Raw genomic sequence first — 16,802 nt, 5'->3', positions numbered from 1 at the left:
TGCAGGCTTTAATTTTTAAAAACAAATTCCTTACTTTTGCTGATGTTATGCAACCAGCTACACTTTCATACAATCACAAGGCCTGGGGAAACGGCAGACACCCCGCTCTTTAAAGGATTATGCGACGTGAGCTTCACCTTTACCGCATCGGGTCTACCCGTTCAGGATTTGATCGTAGGCGCATCCATTTACTTTCCCCCTTTGTTCAAAGCGGTGATGCTGGGCTTTTTTATCTGGCTCGTTTTACATCGTCTTTTACGCGACTGGATGTATTCGGGCGAAATATGGCATCCCACGCTAATGGATTTATCGCTTTTCGCCCTGTCGGTAAGCGCGGCTCTTGTCATTCTGGTTGCAGGGTAACTACATGAATTTTAAAACCTTAAAGTACTTTTCTACCCTGCTGGTTTTCGCCGCAGCACTGGTCGCAGGCTGGCTGCTGTGGAATTATTACATGCAATCTCCCTGGACGCGAGACGGGAAGGTGCGCGCCGAGCAGGTCAGCATCACGCCGCAGGTCTCAGGCACCATCACGAAACTGAACGTGGTGGATAACCAGTTCGTGAAGGCCGGCACCGTTTTGTTCACCCTCGACGCCACGCCGTACCGTATTGCCGAACTCAACGCTCAGGCGCAGCTCGCGCAGGCGCAGTCCGAACTGTCAAAAGCCAGCAATGAAGCCCGTCGCCGCCACAACCTGCCGCGCAATTACATTTCTGCGGAAGATATGGATACCGCCAATATCAACGTGAAAGCTTCGCAGGCCGCAGTCAAAGCCGCACAGGCAACGCTTGAACAGGCACAGTGGCAAATTAGCCAGACCACGGTGAGCGCCCCGGTGGATGGTTGGGTCACTAACCTTTCTACCCGTACCGGAAACTACGCCACTACCGGGCAGCCTGTTTTCGCCCTTGTGGACAGCCACTCATTTTATGTGGTGGGCTATTTTGAAGAGACCAAGCTGCGGCACATTCAGCCCGGCGATTTAGCGAATATTATCCTCTATAGCGGACATCAGCCGCTTACGGGTAAAGTGGAAAGCATCGGCCGCGCCATCTACGACCAGAGCATTGAGAGCGAAAGCGATCTTGTGCCGGACATAAAACCTAACGTGCCCTGGGTGCGCCTGGCCCAACGCGTGCCGGTACGCATCAGGCTTGATGAGATTCCCCAGGGTGTGACGCTGGTTTCCGGCACCACCTGCACCGTGACCATTACACGCTGAGTCGGCCATGAAACTTAGCTGGCTTGAATGGCGCAACACACCGTGGGGAAAGGCAAGCGGCGGACAATGGCGCTATGCGCTGCGTAACGCCATTGCGATGTGTCTGGCCTTAACTATCGCCTATTGTCTGAACTTAGATGAGCCTTACTGGGCCATGACCTCCGCCGCCGTAGTAAGCTTCCCCACCGTCGGCGGCGTTGTCAGCAAAAGCCTGGGCCGCATTGCGGGCAGCTTTATTGGCGCTGCGGCCGCGATGATCATTGCCGGTAACACGTTAAACGATCCGTGGCTTTTCATCTTTGCGATGGCCGCCTGGCTTGCGCTCTGCACCTGGGTTTCCAGCCATTTTCAGAATAATGCGGCCTATGCTTTTATGCTGGCCGGCTACACCGCGGCGATCATCGCCTTCCCGATGATCGATACCGTTGAATACACCGAACTGTGGGATATCGCCCAGGCGCGCGTTTGCGAGGTGGTAGTCGGGATATTGTGCGGCGGTTTTATGATGATGGTGCTGCCCAGCACCTCCGATGGCACCGCCCTGCTGACGGCCCTTAAAAACATGCACGCACGGCTGCTGGAGCATGCAAGCCTGCTGTGGAAGCCTGAAACCACGGATGCGATTCGCACCGCTCATGAAGGTGTTATCAGCCAGATTCTGACGATGAACCTGCTGCGTATTCAGGCCTTCTGGAGCCATTACCGCTTTCGTCGCCAGAATAATTTGCTTAATTATCTGCTTCACCAGCAGCTACGTCTGACCAGCGTTATCTCGGGCCTGCGCCGTATGTTGCTGAACTGGCCTGAACCGCCTGCGCATCTGTGGCCGCTGCTTGATACGCTGCTTAAAGAGCTGGCGCGGCCGGAAGTACATAAATACGATATCGCAAGGCTGCTGCAGCAAATCGCGCCGGCTTCGCAGGATGATTATCGTCATCAGGCTTTCTGGCATCGCCTGCGCTACTTTTGCTGGTTATATCTTGATAGCAGCCGTTGGTTACGCGAGCTGGAAAACGCCACGCCGGTTTCCGTCTTAACGCCGCCCAGGACGCCTTCCCTCGCGCGAAACACCGATAACGCCGAAGCGGCGTGGAGCGCATTACGCACGTTCTGCGTGATAACGGTAACCGGCGCCTGGGGAGTCAGCACCCAGTGGGAATCGGCAGGTGGCGCTCTGTCGCTCGCGGCGATAAGCTGCGTGCTTTATTCTTCCGTCGCCTCGCCACTTGGCTCTTTGACTCTGCTGATGCGCACCCTGCTTTGGCTGTCGTTATTCAGCTTTCTGATCAAATTCGGCCTGATGGTGCAAATAACGGACTTATGGCAATTTCTGCTCTTTTTGTTCCCGCTGCTCGCCACTATGCAGCTTATGAAGCTGCAGCAGCCGAAGCTTGCCGGGCTGTGGGGACAGTTGATTGTTTTTATGGGCTCGTTTATTGCCGTGACCAACCCGCCAGTCTACGATTTCGCGGATTTCCTGAACGATAATCTGGCGAAAGTTATCGGCGTGGGTTTGTCGTGGGTCGCCTTTTCCGTTCTGCGCCCAAGTTCCGACACCCGCAAAAGCCGCCGCCACATACGTTCTTTGCGGCGCGGTTTTGTCGATCAGCTAAGCGGCAGGCCGCAGCGTAATGAAAACCAGTTTGAATCGCTGGTTTATCATCACATCAGCCAGTTGAGTAATAGCAAAGACGAAATTGCGAGGCGCTGGTTGCTGCGCTGGGGCGTGGTGCTGTTGAACTGCTCACACGTGGTGTGGCAGTTGCGCAGTTGGGAATCGCGTTCGGACCCGCTTTCAAACGTGCGGGACGTATGCATACATACCTTGCGTGACGTAATGAGCGAACGAGGCGTGCAGCAGCGCCCGCTGGGAGAGGCATTACGTGAATTACAAAAAATATGCGACAGCCTGTCCCATCATCACAACCCGGCGGCGCGAGACCTGGCCGGTATTATCTGGCGACTTTATTGCTCGCTATCGCAGTTAGAACAGGCGCCGCCTGTCGGTACGCTGACGGGCGGCAGCTAATTTATTTGATCACGCCACATGCGTAGCGCTCACCGCCGCCGCCAAGAGGTTTTGGCTGATCGGACATATTATCGCCGTTAACGTGGATCATCAGCGCCTTGCCCTTCACTTCATCAAGCTTTTTCAAACGCGGCGCCGTGACGGGCTGCGTGGCGATGCCGTCATTATTCACCACTAAAACAGGTAAATCCCCCAGATGCCCGGCGCCTTCCGGCCCCAGATGTTTGCCGGTGTGTTCAGGATCGAGGTGACCGCCTGCTGCTTCGGCGGCGGATGGTTTACCGTCTTTCAGCGCGGGCTCACAGGTGCCTTTGGCATGGATATGGAAGCCATGTTCACCCGGGGGAAGCGTTTTCAGATCCGGCGCAAATTCCAGGCCTTTGTCGGTTTCGTTGATGGTCACCACGCCAAGAGATTGGCCGATACCCTGCGGCGTGACGAGATTCATTTCTACTTTTTCGCTTGCCGCCTGCGCGGCAGTACAGGTGAAAAGTGCTAACAGAGCCAGATTAAAACGCTTCATGTTACCTCCCGGGTTGTCTTTTCGCCTGTTAAGCATAGGCCACATGCGCAGTTTTCACCGGGAGGTAAAGGTTTTTCAGGATTAAGGCACGTCGTAACCCAGCGCGGCTTTACGAATACGGAACCATTGCTGACGGCTCATTTCCAGTGACAGAGAATGGATGGCCGAACGCACGCGCTCAATTTTGCCTGAGCCAATAATCGGCAGCGGCTGCGATGGCAGACGCATCACCCATGCATAAACCACCTGCTCGATGGTTTGCGCGCCGATTTCATTCGCTACGGCCTGCAGTTCGTCACGCAGCGGCTGGTTGGTTTCGTCGTTAAACAGGCTACCGCCTCCAAGGCACGACCAGGCCATCGGACGAATACGTAGCTGCTGGCACTGATCCAGGGTGCCGTCCAGAATCGCTGGCTGATGAACCGGCGAGATCTCAACCTGGTTTGTGGCAAGCGTGAAAGGCAGGCGTGACTGCAACAGCGAGAACTGGGCAGGCGTAAAGTTAGACACGCCAAAATGACGCACTTTTCCGCTCTGATGCAGCGCAGTGAAAGCTTCCGCCACTTCGTCCGCGTCCATTAACGGGTCCGGGCGATGGATTAACAGCAGATCCAGATAATCCGTCGCCAGTTTTTGCAGCGAAGATTCTGCGCTGCTGATGATGTGGCTGCGGTCGGTAATGTAGTGGCCCAGAACGTGGTCCGGATTCGCCGTGGTGGCAATACCGCATTTCGTCACGATCTCCATTTTTTGACGCAAATGAGGCGCCAGGCGCATCGCGTCGCCAAAGGCGGCTTCGCACAGATAGCCGCCGTAAATATCCGCGTGATCGGCCGTGGTAATGCCCAACTCAACATGCTCTTCAATAAAACCGGCTAACTGGCGTGGCGACATATTCCACTCCATCAAACGCCAGTACCCCATCACCAGACGTGAAAACTCCGGCCCCTGCGGGGAAATCGTAATGCGCTGTACCATAAAAGCATGACCTCGATAATAGATAAATTCTGCGACGGAGTATAACGGGGTTAAGCAATTAAAAAAGTGAGGGCTGCTGCGGTTCTTCAGGTGCAGAACTGTTATTTGCTCGTAACTTACGCAAAAAACGCTGGCGGCAAAGACGCAGCACATCCTGTTTTTGCGCGTCGCTCATTTTCTGCCAGTTAAATCTCTCGTCCCTGCTGCGCATGCAGCCGCGGCAAAAACCGCGTTCATCCGACTGGCAAATTCCACGGCACGGGCTCTGGATTGGAAAAAACTCAAGCTGTTCTGGCACTCACGTCCCCCGCTATCAATCTTCCTACAATTGAAGTCCGACAATCACCAGCTTGCAAGCTGAGAAGGTTGTTTATTGCACCCGCGCGCGCAAAATTATTTTCTGTCCGGTGAGGGACGCCCGCCGCGAATACAGCGTCTCTGAAAAATTGTGCGCCTGCATCTTGCGCTAGACTGATTGGTCTATTACAGTTGTCGCCATGAACAGAAACCCTGCACATGATACTCGTGAACATCTCCTTGCCACCGGCGAGCAGCTTTGTCTGCAGCGCGGCTTTACCGGCATGGGATTAAGCGAACTGTTGCGCACCGCCGAAGTACCGAAAGGCTCTTTTTATCACTACTTCCGCTCGAAAGAAGCGTTTGGCGTGGTCATGCTGGAGCGTTATTACGCAGGTTATAACCAGCGGTTGCAGCAGCATTTCTGTCAGGGTAGCGGCAGCTATCGTGAAAAGTTGTTGGGCTGGTATCAGGAAGGTCTTACCTGGTTCTGCCAGCACAGCAGCCTGATTAGCTGTCTGACGGTAAAACTCTCGGCTGAGGTCTGCGATCTCTCCGAAGATATGCGCGGCGCGCTGGACAAAGGCGCTGCGCAGATAATCAGCCAGTTGGCCAACGCGCTGGAAAAGGGTCAGGCGGAAAAAAGCCTCGTGATCGAAGGCGACACCCTGAGCCTTGCACAAACGATTTATGCTCTGTGGCTGGGCGCCAGCCTGCAGGCGAAGATTTCGCGTAGTGCGGTCCCGCTGGAAAGCGCGCTTATCTATGTGAATCGTCTAATCGCAGAACCTGTCTGCTGACAGGTTCTTTTTATTTACTCCATTACTAGACGACCGGTCTACTCAAGGATATTGCATGCCAGCAGATAAATTATTTACTCCACTGAAAGTGGGCGCGATTACTACGCCAAACCGTGTTTTCATGGCTCCGCTGACGCGTCTGCGCAGCATCGTGCCGGGTGATATTCCTACTCCGCTGATGGGTGAATACTACCGCCAGCGCGCGAGCTCCGGGCTTATCATCAGCGAAGCGACCCAGATTTCCGCTCAGGCTAAAGGCTATGAAGGCGCGCCGGGTCTGCACAGCGCTGAACAAATCGAAGCGTGGAAGAAAATCACCGCCGGCGTACACGCTGAAAATGGCCGTATTGCCGTGCAGCTCTGGCACACCGGCCGTATTTCCCATGCCAGCCTCCAACCTGATGGCCAGCCGCCTGTCGCGCCATCCGCTATTTCCGCGGGCACCCGCACTTCCCTGCGTGACGAAAATGGCAATGCGATCCGCGTTGATACTTCCATGCCTCGCGCGCTGGAAGCGGAAGAGATTCCCGGCATCGTGAACGATTTCCGCCAGGCTGTAGGCAACGCTCGCGATGCAGGTTTTGACCTGGTTGAGCTGCACTCCGCGCACGGCTATCTGCTGCACCAGTTCCTTTCTCCGTCTTCTAACCACCGTGCCGACCAGTATGGCGGCAGCCGCGAAAACCGCGCCCGTCTGGTGCTGGAAGTGATTGACGCCGTGAGCAAAGAATGGAGCGCCGATCGCATTGGCATCCGCGTGTCGCCAGTCGGAACGTTCCAGAACGTCGACAACGGCCCGGATGAAGAAGCTGATGCGCTTTATCTGATTGAAGAATTGAGTAAGCGCGGCATCGCTTATCTGCACATGTCCGAGCCAGACTGGGCCGGCGGTAAGCCTTATAGCGAAGAATTCCGCCGCAAAGTACGCGAGCGTTTCAGCGGCGTTATTATCGGAGCGGGCGCATATACGCCTGAAAAAGCAGAAGATTTAATCACCAAAGGGTTAATCGACGCGGTAGCCTTTGGCCGTGATTACATTGCGAACCCGGATCTGGTGGAACGCCTGCATCGCAACGCGGAACTTAATCCGCAACGCCCTGAATCTTTCTACGGCGGCGGCGCGGAAGGTTACACCGATTACCCAACTTTATAATCCCTTCCATTGATAGCGGCGCGCAATCGCCGCTATACTTACCTCACATTTTAAAAACGTTTCTTGTGGTTAAACGTTTAATTCTAAGAGGATTTTATGCGCTTACTTCACACCATGCTGCGTGTTGGCGATCTGCAACGTTCTATCGAATTTTATACTAAAGTGCTGGGCATGACCCTGCTGCGCACCAGCGAAAATACCGAATACAAATACTCCCTGGCCTTCGTCGGCTACGGCCCGGAAACCGAAGAAGCAGTTATCGAATTGACCTACAACTGGGGCGTGGACAGCTACGACCTGGGCAATGCCTATGGGCACATCGCACTGAGCGTGGATAACGCAGCGGAAGCCTGTGAACGCATTCGCAATAACGGCGGCAACGTCACTCGTGAAGCCGGCCCGGTAAAAGGCGGCAGCACCGTTATCGCTTTTGTTGAAGATCCGGACGGTTACAAAATCGAGCTTATCGAAAGCAAAGACGCAGGCAAAGGCCTGGGCAACTGATCTTCTTTTAACGGGCGTTGTTAACGCCCGTTACTGCAACCCTCTGTGAAATTTGCCATAATGCGCGCTGCATTTTCCCCGTATTAAGAGATCCTGATGTCTGACAACACGCAATTGCCTGGCCTGTGCGACCGTTTTCGTGGTTTTTATCCGGTAGTCATCGACGTTGAAACCGCAGGTTTCAATGCCAAAACCGACGCGTTACTGGAAGTTGCCGCCATCACGCTCAAGATGGACGCAGACGGCTGGTTGACCCCTGATGAAACGCTGCATTTCCATGTCGAACCTTTTGAGGGCGCAGTCCTCGAACCGGAAGCGCTGGCCTTCAATGGTATCGACCCGCACAATCCACTGCGTGGCGCAGTCAGCGAGTACGAAGCCCTGCACGCCATCTTTAAAATGGTGCGTAAAGGCATTAAAGACAGCGGATGCAACCGGGCGATAATGGTGGCGCACAATGCCACGTTCGATCACAGTTTTATGATGGCCGCAGCCGAGCGCGCATCGTTAAAACGCAATCCGTTCCACCCGTTTGTGACCTTTGATACCGCGGCGCTGAGCGGTCTGGCGTTAGGCCAAACCGTGCTGGCAAAAGCCTGTATCGCAGCGGGTCTGCAGTTTGACAGCAGCCAGGCGCACTCCGCGTTGTACGACACCGAGCAAACCGCGCTGTTGTTTTGTGAAATCGTCAACCGCTGGAAGCGATTTGGCGGCTGGCCATTGCCGATGCCGGAACAACCCGCATCCGAAATATAAAAATAATTAGTTTCGAAAAAGCCGCTTAAAGCGGCTTTTTTTTGCCCAAAAACTAGCTGGCGTGAAGTTTTCCGCGTGAGTCCAGCGAGATGAGAACCACCGAAGAAAGAATAAGCAATGTACCAAGCCAGTCCGGCAGGGTGAAAGTGATGCCCAACAGCAGCAGCGATAACAGCGCGCTGCTCAAAGGTTCTGCACAGCTCAGAATACTGGCCTTAGGCCCGCCAATCATTTGTGCGCCGGTCAAATAGAGGCTAAAGGTAATCGCCGTTCCCACCACTACAAGATAGAAAAAAGCAAAAATCGTCCCGCCGCTGGCGGTAAAACTGCCGACCTGATTTGCATAAAATGGCGCCAACATTACGCCGCCCAGCAGCATGCTCCAGCCGACAATCGGTAGCGTGCCATAACGGGCGATAAGCACCGACGGGAATGTGGTGTAAAACGCGGCGGCAAACGCCGAGGCTATTCCCCAGAACAGCGCCCCTGAAGAAATAGAAATCGAGGTAGGATCGCCATGCGTCACCAGCAGAAAAGTCCCCATCAGCGAGGTGCCGATAGCGGCAAAAACCAGTTTCCCGGATCGCTTTTTCTTCATCAGGGCAAACCAGGCGACAATAATCGTAGGCGAAAGAAACTGCAGGATCGTCGCCGTGGCGGCGTTAGATTTTTCGATAGTCAGCAGGAAGGTAAGCTGCACGGTTAACGCCCCAAACAGCGTAAAGACCAACAGCGAGATGACGTCCTGACGATGTTTAAACACGGCGAAAATTTTGTCGCCATGCATAAAAGACAGCATCAGCAGAATCAAACCAGAAAACAGCAGGCGCAGCATGGTGAGCGACTCAGAGGAGATATGGCTTTGTTCCATGATGTACTGGGCGCACACGCCTGAACTGCCCCATAACACCGCCGCGAACAGCACATACAGCATTCCTTTCCGACTAACGCTCATTACCCCTCCCCTTTAACAACGGATGTCCAGGGCGGCATGATAACGTAAATCGGAGCGGATTAATTGCCGGACATAACAAAGCGTTATGTCCGGTTTAGCAAAATTAGCTGCCGTAAACGTTAATGGCGCTGCTTAATCGTACCGAACGCAAATTGAGGTTATCCACCACGGTTCCGGCGTTAATAACCATATCGGCATTGTTTTGCGTCATAGTGCCAATACGCTCAACGGAGCTGTTGATCAGCGCCAGCGCGCCGGTTTGCTCGCGGGTTGCATCGCCGATCTCTCTGATAAGCGCGGTCATGCGCACGATTTCCTCCGCCATCTCACTGATGTGCTTCTCGGCTTTTTTCACCATGCCAACGCCTGAGCTGACGCTCGTCACGTTATCGTCGATAAGATTTTTTATCTCTTTTGCAGCCGTTGCCGAATGCTGCGCCAGATGACGAACTTCCGCAGCCACTACCGCAAATCCCCGGCCTGACACGCCCGCGCGCGCCGCTTCAACCGCGGCGTTAAGCGCCAGAATATTGGTCTGGAAAGCAATCTGGTCAATAACGCTGATTATCTCGACGATATGCTGGCTTGCCTGCGCCATGGATTCCATCATATGTAGCGTTTTCTTCATCATCTCCTTGCCCTCGACCGCCATGGCGCTGGCCTGAACGGCCATGTGCGTGGTTTGGGCTGAGGTATCGGCTGTTTGCTCAACCGCCCCGGAAATTTCTTCGATGGCTGCCGCCGTTTGTTGCAGATGCGCATAGGTTTCGTCGGTGCGTTCGCTCATTGCTTTGCTGCTGGTCGCAAGCTTGTGAGTAATATCGCTGATGCCGCTGATTTGCGTCCCGACATCATCCACAAGCGATCGCAGATTCAGACCGGACTGGTTTACCAGGCGCATCATCAGACCGATATCGTCTACCCGATTAAGCTGGAGCAGATCCGCTTTCTGGCCGGAAACAATCTTCTGCATCTGCTGCACGATGGTTCTCACTGGCCCGGCAACCTGGCGCTGCAACAATAAATTCAAACCGATAAATAGCCCAATCGAAATTGATATCTGCGCAATCGCGTTCAGGCCCGAAAAAGGCAGCGCAATCATAGCAAGCGTTGGGACCAGTAGCGCACCGGTCAGGCGCTTTGACAAGGAAAGCCGCTGGAATATCGACAGCACGCTCTTCCAGCCGCGGCGGATAACCAATCCTTTGTAAAAGCGCAGATGCCCGGCACGTTTTTCTCTTACGGCCTTGTACAATTCTTCACCTGCCTGCACCTCCTCCCTGTCCGGCACGGTCCGCACTGAGATATAGCCCGTCAGCTTGCCGTGGTGATAAACGGGCGTAACGTTCGCCCGAACCCAGTAATAATCGCCGTTTTTACAACGGTTTTTCACCATCCCTGTCCAGCTATCGCCCTCTTGTAAGGTGGACCACATATCGGCAAAAGCTTCCGGCGGCATATCCGGATGACGAATAAGATTATGCGGCTCGCCAATTAACTCTTCTTCCGTGAATCCGCACGCCTTAATAAAGGCCGAGTTAGCATAAGTAATATGACTATGTATATCAGTGGTCGACATTAAAGCCTCTCCCACTTTGAGGAGCTGCTCATGCCCGGAAACCGGGTTATTTATTCTCATACGAATCCCGTGCTGTGAAAGAAGAACGCAAATCCACGATAAGTGGCAAACAGATAATGATATTGTTATTGCCGCGCCAGCGCTGGCCGCGAGCGGCGATATACTCTTCTAATTTCAGCAGGTTGGAAAGCGTTATTTATTCAAAAAAGAGGTGGAAGTGGAGTTGTCATTAGCTTAATAACTATTTGTAAAATATCTGTGAGATTATATTAAACCGTAGCGATAATATATTTACTTAAAGCAAATTAAACCGCGTTGTTTATTTCATTTTTATGACGCCTTCTGCACTGAATAAGTGCAGAAGCCGATAATGTCAAAAAGGCTAAGCCGTTTTGCGTCGCAGTATTCGGAATGCGCCAAACAGAAAGATTATCCACGCTGGCAATAACATTGCCGACAGGCGCATATCTTCAATGCTGCACATGAGCGCCAGAATCATCAGCATAAAGGCAATACACAGATAGTTGCCAAACGGATAAAGCAGCGCTTTAAACCGGGTCTCCTGCCCGGCACGTCGCATTGCCGCGCGGAATTTTAAATGCGCCAGAGAAATCATGATCCAGTTCAGCAGCAGGGTTGCTACGACCAGCGCCATCAGCAGGCCAAAGGCTTCGTGCGGCAAAAGATAGTTAAGCAACACGACAAACGAAGTAATGGCGCCTGAAAGGATCAGGGAATTAACCGGCACTCCGCCGCGGTTAACTTTGGCAAGAAAAGCTGGCGCGTTGCGCTGAAGCGAGAGGCCGAACAGCATACGGCTGTTGGAATAAACGCAGCTGTTATAGACCGACAGCGAGGCCACCAGAATAACGAAATTAAGCGCCGAGGCGACAATATTGCTGTCCAGCTCGTGAAAAATCATCACAAAGGGGCTGCTGCTGGAGTTAATTTCCAGCCACGGATAAAGCGACAGCAGCACAATCAGCGAACCGATATAAAACAGCAGGATGCGATATACCACCTGGTTAATGGCTTTGGGGATAGTCGTCTGCGGCGAGCTGGCTTCCGCTGCGGTTATCCCAATAAGCTCAAGGCCGCCAAAGGAGAACATAATCACCGCAAGGGAGAGAATAAGTCCGTGCCAGCCGGTTGCCAGAAAACCGCCGTGCTGCCAGAGATTAGTGATGCCGGCGCGCTCGCCGCCGCTGTCTGAGGCAAGCAGCCACACGCCAAAACCAATCATGCCCACTATCGCCAGCACTTTTATTAGCGCGAACCAGAATTCCATTTCACCGTAAAGACGCACGTTAACAAGATTAATGGCGTTAATAATGACGAAGAACAGCGCCACCCACGTCCAGGTGGGGATTGCCGGGAACCAGTACTGCATATAGATCCCGGCGGCGGTGAGCTCCGCCATGCCGACCAGCACAAACATCACCCAGTAATTCCAGCCAGAAAGGAACCCGGCGAAAGGCCCCCAGTATTTATACGCGAAATGGGCAAACGATCCGGAGACCGGCTCCTCGACGACCATTTCGCCAAGCTGGCGCATAATCAAAAAAGCGACGATCCCGGCCACGCCATAACCCAGCAACACCGCAGGCCCGGCCATCTGAATCGCCGGACCAATCCCCAGAAACAGCCCGGTGCCGATCGCGCCGCCCAGGGCAATAAGTTGAATATGACGGTTTTGCAAACCCCGGTTTAGCGCCTGTTCATTTTCCGGCGCAGCTTCCGCTTCCGGGCTTCGTGTCCCGACCGCAACTGACGTGTTATTCACGCCTTTCTCCTGTGTCTTTATTCGAGGGGGCACCTTTTAACATCTGAAAGCAGCAGTAGCAACCCGCGGAAAAAACACATAAAAAAAACCAGCCCATTTGCGGGCTGGTTTTCAGTTGCTTCGCGAGACTTATTCGGCGTCAGGCGTTTCGGATTTGTATTTCTCCGCGGTTTCTTTAATAAGCGTTTGCAGTTCGCCGCGCTGGTACATCTCAATGATGATGTCACAGCCGCCGACCAGCTCGCCATCGACCCATAGCTGCGGGAAGGTTGGCCAGTTGGCGTATTTTGGCAGTTCCGCACGGATGTCCGGGTTCTGCAGGATGTCCACATAGGCAAAACGCTCGCCGCATGCAGATAACGCCTGAACTGCCTGGGCTGAGAAACCGCAGCTTGGCAGTTTCGGTGAACCTTTCATATAGAGAAGAATAGGGTTCTCTGTGATCTGGCGTTGGATTTTTTCGATTGTGCTCATTGTCTTGCTTCCTCAAACCTTTTTACGGCAGTAGCCTGCCATTGTAGCGAGTTGCCCCCCCACCAGAAAACACCAAATTTTGCAGGGTTAATCCCGGGCGCTGGGGGATGCTAAACATGTTTTAAGAATAACACTTTTCCGGATATCGCCAATCTGCAAAATGCCCCGTGCTCGATCAATAAATCGTCTTATAAGCCGATAATTGGTTATTTTTTTTGCGCCCGATAACGAAACCTTATCTCAGAGAGAAAAAGGCTATTAACTTTATTGCTTCTTATGGATTAGAATCGGCTGGTTTCGGAAAAATCACACGCAGGCATGATGGTGTTCATCATGTCTTCATTTTATCAGGGGATTGTCGAGTGGCGCGGATAACAAAAATCTCTATCACGCTCTGTGCTCTGCTTTTTACCTTGCCTTATATACCCTTGACGCAGGCATCCGAGCATGCGCGTCCTGTTGCCGCGCTTAAAACTCAGGCTGCGAAAAGTCCAACCAAAAGCAAAGCCAGCAAGAATAAAGAAAAGACCAGTTCTATCTCCACAAAGAAGTCCAGCAAGAAAACAGCGGCCCCGGTAAAGAAGAAAACAACGGCAGCCGTTAAAAGTAAAAACCTCGCAAAAACCACCAGCAAGAAATCTTCCTTAAAAGCCAGTCAGGTTGCTAAAGTCCAAAACACCGCTTCTGTTCAGCAATGCGCTAAAGCTCGCAAAGGTCGTAAAGCGAAATGTGTTGCGGTAAACGCGGACAAAAATCTGACCATTGCCCAGGCCCACAAAGTGCGTGTGCAAAAAGCGCAGAAGACGGCAATGAATAAGTTAATGGGGCAGATTGGCAAGCCGTATCGCTGGGGCGGCACTTCGCCACGTACCGGTTTTGATTGCAGCGGTCTGGTTTATTATGCCTATAAAGATCTGGTTAAGTTTCGCATTCCGCGCACGGCTAATGAAATGTATCACCTGCGTGATGCCGCTTCTGTCGACCGTGGCGAGCTGGAAAGCGGCGATCTGGTATTCTTCCGCACCCGCGGACGCGGCACCGCCGATCACGTTGGCGTCTACGTAGGCAACGGGAAATTTATTCAGTCCCCGCGCAGCGGACAGGATATCCAGATAACCTCCCTGAGCGAAGATTACTGGCAACGTCATTACGTTGGCGCTAAGCGCGTGATGACGCCAAAAACCATTCGTTAATCTTCTGCCCCGGGGCAAGTAAAGTTTCGGCGCTGATGAAAGGGCTGATACCAGACGATAGAAAAGAGAAAGGGGCCGCGATTGCGGCCCCTTTTAATCAGTGCATCACTGCTGTTAAAGCGCCTGCAACGATCAGGCTCAAAACAACAATCGTTGTGACAACGGAAAATTTCAGATCGGTACTCATCGCAAATCTCCTTTGAATTACCTTACAAAGAGTATGTGCGGGTGATTTTCCCACAATCGGGAGTAAAAATCCTCCTGGATTTAAGATGATATTGGTTTTCCCTCTTCCACTTTGATAAAAGATGAGCCAAAATCCCTCGCTAATTTAGCGCGTGTTATCAATTCAACGCCCTCCTCCCGTTTTATGTCGCATCCCCGACATGCAGCAGCCCAAAAGGTGCCTCAGGAGTTAGCGAACGCAAACGTTTAACAGACGAATTATCAGGAGTTTACGATATGGCCTGGAGTGACATCTAATGGCAACAATCAAGGACGTAGCGAAACGCGCAAACGTTTCCACTACAACCGTGTCACACGTTATTAACAAAACCCGTTTTGTGGCAGAAGAAACCCGTAATGCGGTCTGGGCGGCGATCAAAGAATTACACTATTCGCCAAGCGCCGTTGCGCGCAGCCTGAAAGTTAATCACACCAAAACCATTGGCCTGCTCGCTACCTCCAGCGAAGCGCCCTATTTCGCCGAAATTATCGAAGCGGTGGAAAATAGCTGCTTTGAAAAAGGCTATACCCTCATTCTTGCCAATGCGCATAACAATTTTGAAAAACAGCGGGCCTATTTGTCGATGATGGCGCAAAAGCGCGTCGATGGCCTGCTGGTTATGTGTTCTGAATACCCGGATTCACTGCTGACCATGCTTGAAGAGTATCGCCATATTCCAATGGTTGTGATGGACTGGGGCGAAGCAAGAGCCGACTTCACCGATTCCGTAGTCGATAACGCCTTCCGCGGCGGTTACCTCGCCGGGCGTTATCTGATTGAACGCGGGCATCGCGAAATTGGCGCCATCCCCGGCCAAATGGAACGTAATACCGGTGGCGGCCGTCATGCAGGCTTTATGAAAGCGCTGGAAGAAGCGAAAATCGCCGTGCCGGAAAACTGGATTGTGCAGGGTGATTTCGAGCCGGAATCCGGCTACCGCGCCATGCAGCAGATTCTGAACCAGCCGCATCGCCCAACGGCCGTGTTCTGCGGCGGGGATATCATGGCGATGGGCGCGATTTGCGCAGCGGATGAGATGGGCCTGCGCGTTCCACAGGATATTTCCATTATCGGCTATGACAACGTGCGCAACGCCCGCTACTTCTCGCCTGCGCTGACCACCATTCACCAGCCGAAAGATTCTCTTGGTGAGACCGCCTTTAGCATGCTGCTCGACCGCATCGTCAATAAGCGTGAAGAGTCGCAAACCATTGAAGTGCATCCGCGCCTGATTGAACGTCGTTCTGTGGCTGACGGTCCGTTCCGCGACTACCGCCGCTAAAGGTTATCCCGAGCCTGAAGACTGATTTCAGGCTCTCTTAACCACTCCTGATTCATCGTCTCGCTATCCCCCAGATATTCCAGCAGCCAGCTTAACGCCGGCGAGGCATCGTTTTGCCGCCACGTCAGGCAGCAGGCCGCGTCCGGGAACGGGTTCTCAAGCCTCAGCTCGCGCCAGGCGCCGTTTTCAAGCCAGGGCTTAGCGATATGCGAAGGCACCATTCCGATGCACAGCCCCGCGCTCAGGCAATCCGAGCCTGACTGCCAGTCCGGCACCACCACGCGATGCTGGTTATCCAGCAGCCAGGTAATACGTTTAGGCAGCGAGCGGGAAGTATCTTCCAGCACTAAAGAAGGCCAGCCGCGGAGTTCATCATCGCTAAGCGCCCCGTCGCGTTGCGCCAGCGGGTGCGTTACGGCAACAACACAGCGCCAGCTCAGCGCGCCCATATCGCGAAACGCATAGCGTCCCCCGACAGGAATGGCCTGCGTGGCCCCAATCGCCACTTCCACTCGCCCGTCCGCCAGCGCATCCCAGACGCCATTAAACACCTCCTGAAAAATGCGCAGTTCGATGTCCGGGAAATGACGATAAAAATCCAGCACCAGTTGCCGGGTTCTTTCGGGTTTAACGATATTATCGACGGCGATCGCCAGATGCCCGCGCCATCCATTTGCGATCTGTTGACACTGTTGCCGTGTCGTCATCATTTTTTTGATAACAGAACGGCCTTCTTTTAAAAAGAAAGCGCCTGCGGGCGTCAGCTCCACGTCTCTGTGGCGACGTTCAAACAGCGGCACCGCCAGCCAGTCTTCAAGCTGCCGCACCGTATAGCTGATGGCAGAAGGAACCCGGTGCAGCTCCTGCGCCGCGCCGCTGAAACTTCCGTTGCGCGCCACCGCGTCTATGACTTCCAGCGAATATTCAGACCACATATTTTTGCCTGCAAAAAATTTGAACGCAATCTACAAATATTAGCGTTTCACAAGCCACTTTGCACTCCGTACACTCTCGCCGCTGAAAACCTGCAAATAATTCAAGAGAA

Annotated in this window: 18 protein-coding genes; 9 read left to right on the top strand and 9 right to left on the bottom strand. The window is 53.3% G+C overall.

Annotated elements, in window-relative coordinates:
• The first annotated feature begins 126 nt into the window (after window positions 1-126).
• Genes MUA00_RS18160 through MUA00_RS18150 form a run of 3 tightly spaced genes read left to right on the top strand, consistent with a single transcriptional unit; the run spans window position 127 to window position 3,254 of the window.
• Window positions 127-363, top strand: a complete 237-nt coding sequence (locus MUA00_RS18160; protein WP_271124393.1) for a DUF1656 domain-containing protein — start codon at window positions 127-129, stop codon at window positions 361-363.
• Between the two features lie 4 nt (window positions 364-367).
• The gene (locus tag MUA00_RS18155; protein WP_271124392.1) at window positions 368-1,225 is read left to right on the top strand and encodes an efflux RND transporter periplasmic adaptor subunit; all 858 of its coding nucleotides are present in this window, start codon (window positions 368-370) and stop codon (window positions 1,223-1,225) included.
• 7 nt (window positions 1,226-1,232) lie between these two features.
• Window positions 1,233-3,254 (top strand): FUSC family protein, encoded by a 2,022-nt coding sequence (locus tag MUA00_RS18150; RefSeq protein WP_271124391.1) that lies wholly within the window; start codon window positions 1,233-1,235, stop codon window positions 3,252-3,254.
• Between the two features lies 1 nt (window position 3,255).
• Here MUA00_RS18150 and sodC read toward each other — a convergent pair whose 3' ends face one another.
• The 3 genes from sodC to MUA00_RS18135 form a co-directional block, all read right to left on the bottom strand.
• Complete coding sequence (gene sodC / locus MUA00_RS18145) at window positions 3,256-3,777, bottom strand: superoxide dismutase [Cu-Zn] SodC (RefSeq protein WP_271124390.1); 522 nt, start codon at window positions 3,775-3,777, stop codon at window positions 3,256-3,258.
• An 81-nt stretch (window positions 3,778-3,858) separates the two neighbouring features.
• On the bottom strand, window positions 3,859-4,755 hold the full coding sequence (locus tag MUA00_RS18140; RefSeq protein WP_271124389.1) for an aldo/keto reductase: 897 nt from the start codon (window positions 4,753-4,755) through the stop codon (window positions 3,859-3,861).
• A gap of 58 nt (window positions 4,756-4,813) precedes the next feature.
• Entirely contained in the window at window positions 4,814-5,053 is a 240-nt protein-coding gene (locus MUA00_RS18135) for a DUF1289 domain-containing protein (protein WP_271124388.1), read from the bottom strand.
• Window positions 5,054-5,252: 199 nt separating this feature from the next.
• On the opposite strand from MUA00_RS18135, the gene MUA00_RS18130 reads away from it, so the two are divergent.
• The 4 genes from MUA00_RS18130 to rnt all read left to right on the top strand — a co-directional run bounded on the left by MUA00_RS18130 (window position 5,253) and on the right by rnt (window position 8,265).
• Window positions 5,253-5,852, top strand: coding sequence for a TetR/AcrR family transcriptional regulator (locus MUA00_RS18130; RefSeq protein ID WP_271124387.1), 600 nt, complete (start codon window positions 5,253-5,255; stop codon window positions 5,850-5,852).
• 55 nt (window positions 5,853-5,907) lie between these two features.
• On the top strand, window positions 5,908-7,005 hold the full coding sequence (nemA, locus tag MUA00_RS18125; RefSeq protein ID WP_271124386.1) for an alkene reductase: 1,098 nt from the start codon (window positions 5,908-5,910) through the stop codon (window positions 7,003-7,005).
• A 96-nt stretch (window positions 7,006-7,101) separates the two neighbouring features.
• On the top strand, window positions 7,102-7,509 hold the full coding sequence (gloA, locus tag MUA00_RS18120) for a lactoylglutathione lyase (protein ID WP_271124385.1): 408 nt from the start codon (window positions 7,102-7,104) through the stop codon (window positions 7,507-7,509).
• A 96-nt stretch (window positions 7,510-7,605) separates the two neighbouring features.
• Window positions 7,606-8,265: a ribonuclease T gene (rnt, locus tag MUA00_RS18115; protein WP_271124384.1), complete on the top strand. Its 660-nt coding sequence runs from the start codon at window positions 7,606-7,608 to the stop codon at window positions 8,263-8,265.
• A 52-nt stretch (window positions 8,266-8,317) separates the two neighbouring features.
• On the opposite strand, the gene MUA00_RS18110 is transcribed toward rnt, so the two are convergent.
• The 4 genes from MUA00_RS18110 to MUA00_RS18095 all read right to left on the bottom strand — a co-directional run bounded on the left by MUA00_RS18110 (window position 8,318) and on the right by MUA00_RS18095 (window position 13,056).
• On the bottom strand, window positions 8,318-9,220 hold the full coding sequence (locus MUA00_RS18110; protein WP_271124383.1) for an EamA family transporter: 903 nt from the start codon (window positions 9,218-9,220) through the stop codon (window positions 8,318-8,320).
• Between the two features lie 103 nt (window positions 9,221-9,323).
• Complete coding sequence (locus tag MUA00_RS18105) at window positions 9,324-10,859, bottom strand: methyl-accepting chemotaxis protein (RefSeq protein WP_271124382.1); 1,536 nt, start codon at window positions 10,857-10,859, stop codon at window positions 9,324-9,326.
• Between the two features lie 322 nt (window positions 10,860-11,181).
• Window positions 11,182-12,582, bottom strand: coding sequence for a phenylalanine transporter (pheP, locus tag MUA00_RS18100; protein ID WP_271124381.1), 1,401 nt, complete (start codon window positions 12,580-12,582; stop codon window positions 11,182-11,184).
• Between the two features lie 129 nt (window positions 12,583-12,711).
• The gene (locus MUA00_RS18095; RefSeq protein WP_271124380.1) at window positions 12,712-13,056 is read right to left on the bottom strand and encodes a Grx4 family monothiol glutaredoxin; all 345 of its coding nucleotides are present in this window, start codon (window positions 13,054-13,056) and stop codon (window positions 12,712-12,714) included.
• Window positions 13,057-13,418: 362 nt separating this feature from the next.
• On the opposite strand from MUA00_RS18095, the gene MUA00_RS18090 reads away from it, so the two are divergent.
• Window positions 13,419-14,249, top strand: a complete 831-nt coding sequence (locus MUA00_RS18090) for a C40 family peptidase (RefSeq protein ID WP_271124379.1) — start codon at window positions 13,419-13,421, stop codon at window positions 14,247-14,249.
• A gap of 97 nt (window positions 14,250-14,346) precedes the next feature.
• Here MUA00_RS18090 and cydH read toward each other — a convergent pair whose 3' ends face one another.
• Entirely contained in the window at window positions 14,347-14,436 is a 90-nt protein-coding gene (cydH, locus tag MUA00_RS18085; RefSeq protein ID WP_167607177.1) for a cytochrome bd-I oxidase subunit CydH, read from the bottom strand.
• A 295-nt stretch (window positions 14,437-14,731) separates the two neighbouring features.
• On the opposite strand from cydH, the gene purR reads away from it, so the two are divergent.
• Window positions 14,732-15,757, top strand: a complete 1,026-nt coding sequence (purR, locus tag MUA00_RS18080) for an HTH-type transcriptional repressor PurR (RefSeq protein WP_271124378.1) — start codon at window positions 14,732-14,734, stop codon at window positions 15,755-15,757.
• Here purR and punR read toward each other — a convergent pair.
• On the bottom strand, window positions 15,754-16,692 hold the full coding sequence (gene punR, locus MUA00_RS18075) for a DNA-binding transcriptional activator PunR (protein WP_271124377.1): 939 nt from the start codon (window positions 16,690-16,692) through the stop codon (window positions 15,754-15,756). The two genes, purR and punR, sit on opposite strands and share 4 nt — an antisense overlap.
• Window positions 16,693-16,802 lie beyond the last annotated feature (110 nt).

The sequence above is a fragment of the Dryocola boscaweniae genome, from assembly GCF_025215095.1.
In the GTDB taxonomy this organism is placed as follows: Bacteria; Pseudomonadota; Gammaproteobacteria; order Enterobacterales; family Enterobacteriaceae; genus Dryocola; species Dryocola boscaweniae.
This window is presented reverse-complemented; position numbering and strand designations above follow the sequence as displayed.